At 45.4% G+C, this 2,939-nt stretch carries 2 protein-coding genes; both read right to left on the reverse strand.

The features are described 5' to 3' along the window. Positions 1 to 1,609 (reverse strand): sugar-binding domain-containing protein (locus tag K2G43_RS06890; protein ID WP_366524998.1); only part of this gene is annotated, 1,609 nt, incomplete at its 3' end. Positions 1,610 to 2,001: 392 nt separating this feature from the next. Beyond that, positions 2,002 to 2,939 (reverse strand): tetratricopeptide repeat protein (locus K2G43_RS06895; protein ID WP_300153729.1); only part of this gene is annotated, 938 nt, incomplete at its 5' end.

Below are 2,939 nucleotides of genomic sequence, written 5' to 3' on the forward strand. Positions count from 1 at the left end.
CCTTATACTGCAATACCGTATGAGCACCTGTCGCATTAAAAAAGTCATCAGCCTTATGCAACATGCCATTGGCAGCCAACCTTTGTTTAAACAATTGGAAATTTCTTGGTTCGAGCACACCCGTGTATTTGCGCATCTCATTGAAATTGGGATACATACAGCGTTGTCCCGTTTCATGTGCAATCACAGGAACGTCTATATCCGATGTTGCAGACTTATCCCAATCTGTCGAAGGCTTACCTTCATAAACCGTAATTCCGCCTTTAGCAGTGACATGAGACACATAATACTGGTCGGCTTTCACATGTTTTCTTGCAGTAGAGGCGGAATAAAGACGGCGCTCGTCATAAGACCGGCCCTTTTTAACCAAATCCTCCAATACATCAAAGTCTCCTTCATTCTCATTGCCGTTGCACATCAGGATAAATGATGGATGGTTTCCGTATTCATCCAAAACAGCATACATCTCCTTCTCGAAGAAGTCACATCGCAACGGATATTTTCCAACATCTTTTATCCACATCGGCAACTCTACCTGCAAATACAATCCTAACTTGTCGGCGGCACAGAAAGCGGCTTCAGGCGGACACCATGAATGAAAGCGTACATGATTCATGCCATATTCCCTGACTGTGGTGAATATCTTGAGCCAACTATCCACATCTGTTGCCGGATAACCGGTTTTAGGAAATACCGCACAATCCAAAACACCTCTCAGATGTATATTTCTGCCATTAAGACGAATATGATGCTTCCCCTGCTCCACTTTGCGGAAGCCGAATGAAGTCTGTTCCTGATAAATCCCCTCATCTGAAGATACGCTTACTTCCAAAGTATAGAGATAAGGATTGAATTCATCCCACAAGCTCACATTCCCCTTTACAGGCAAATCACAGCTAATCCGGTTGTTTTTTATCTGCACCTGCCTGCTGATTTTTCCGACACTATTCCCTTCTTTATCTTTCACATCGATACTCAGGTCAACCACCTTATCTGTAGCCTTTATGGTCGTCAGACTGACTGATACAGATTTTTTATCAATATCAGTATCCACGCGCATCTTGCTGAACGCATAGGTCGGAAGCGCCTCCAATTTCAACGCTCCCACCATGCCGTTCCAGTTCGTCTGCGTGTATTCTGTCGTGCCATGATTCCACTGGTCCATGGGGTACTTCAGCCTGTTGTCCACACAGATGGTTATCGTGTGTATCCCCGGAGTCATCTGCTTGGTAACAACGAAACGGTTAGGAGTGGAAAGTCGCTCATCCACACCCGACAATTCTCCATCCACATAGACCGTTGTTTCCCAATGGCACCTTTCCAAAGACAATACTATTTCCTTGTCTTTCCAAGTGTCCGGAATGACCACCTCACGTTGATACCATGCCTGTCCGCAGTACTCGTATTTGCGGGAAAGTCTATCTACATGCGCCACAAAGTTCTGTATGCCCTTCCCTCCTTCGTCTGTCGAACCGGGCAGTTCTATCGTTTCCGTCAACTTACGAAGATACAATTCCGACCCGGGTGTCTTTCCGAACCCCATGGGGTCGAGCTGAAAACGCCAAAGGCCGGACAAATCGATGTTGCTATTTTCCGCATTCGCAAACATTATGCCCTGGCATATTATGCCAAACAAGCATATCAAAAATACTCTTTTCATCTACTATCATTTTTAATTTTCAAAACATACATACCCATATTAGCGGTATGCAACCCATAAAACATCAGCAAAGAAATAACTTCTGCAATTCCCCCTATATTCCCCGGCTTGACAGACACTTGCGTCTGTCGTCTCAAACACTTGTGTCTGTCAGCTTGAACACAAGTGTCTGTCACGCTGAACACAAGTGTCTATCAACGTACTCTTCAGCACCTGATAGTCAATACATTAAAAAGTCCTCAAAAGCAGGTCTGCGAATTAAATCCTCCAACAAATATAGTATTATTTCGATAAATAAGCACCTAATGAAGCCGTATCGAAACAAAGATTAAAAGCACAAGCTACTCACACATCGCCAACAACCTCGCACCTATCTGATGGTTGATATCCAGGCGAACAACTTCCGACAAGAATTTGCGAGCCTGCTTCTTATCGCCAAGTCCAAGATAGCCCAGTCCCATCACAAGGTTGCAGTGAATGAGGTTGCGTACATTCAAATCGTCATCCCAAATCAACAAGTCTGGAAGTGATACGGCGAAATAGTCTATCTTGACTTTGTCAAACAGGTGTTGCTCTCCATGCTTAATCAGCTTGTTGAATCGGCTGCGAGCCTTGTTCTCGTCGCCCAGTTTGCGCCAGGCCAGTCCTTGATAGAATATCTTGTCCGGCTGCTGGTCATTGTAGAAGAACGCAATGGCAGGCTCCGCCGATCCTTTGGTAGCCCGTTCAAAGTATTCTTTGGCAAGTTCGGCTTCACCCATACCTTCGTAAGCACATCCCATCCAATAATGGATGTCGTTTTCTTCGGCCATGGAGAGTTTACCTTCACCTAAGTTCTCCGGATATTTTTCCGTCTCTTTCAGCAACCTTATCGCATCCGCATAACGCTTTTCTTGGAGGGCTATCTTGGCAAGTTCAATGCGGCAGAACACATACTGGCACGTAATCTTGCCTTCGCCTCCCTCCCACGGATGGAACTTACGCCGGTTCATAAGTTCATAAGCTTTCTGATATTCACCAAGTTGATTATAAAGTGTAATGCGCTCTATGCACAAATCATCGCGCTGTTCCACCACTTCCGTATGCGCCTGAAGGAAATCAAGACGACGGCGGTGCGGATAACGCAATTTCTTGTACAACTGGTCTAACTCCATCAGAATGCGGGAGTCGGTCTCATCGAGCTGATATGCCTTCTCAAGTGCGGAAAGGGCTTTTTCAGGGTCGTTCCGCTTGTTGTAATAAGCAAGCGACAAGTTGCGCCATACGGTAGGATATGTAT

This window comes from Bacteroides sp., assembly GCF_029057325.1.
Lineage (GTDB): Bacteria > Bacteroidota > Bacteroidia > Bacteroidales > Bacteroidaceae > Bacteroides.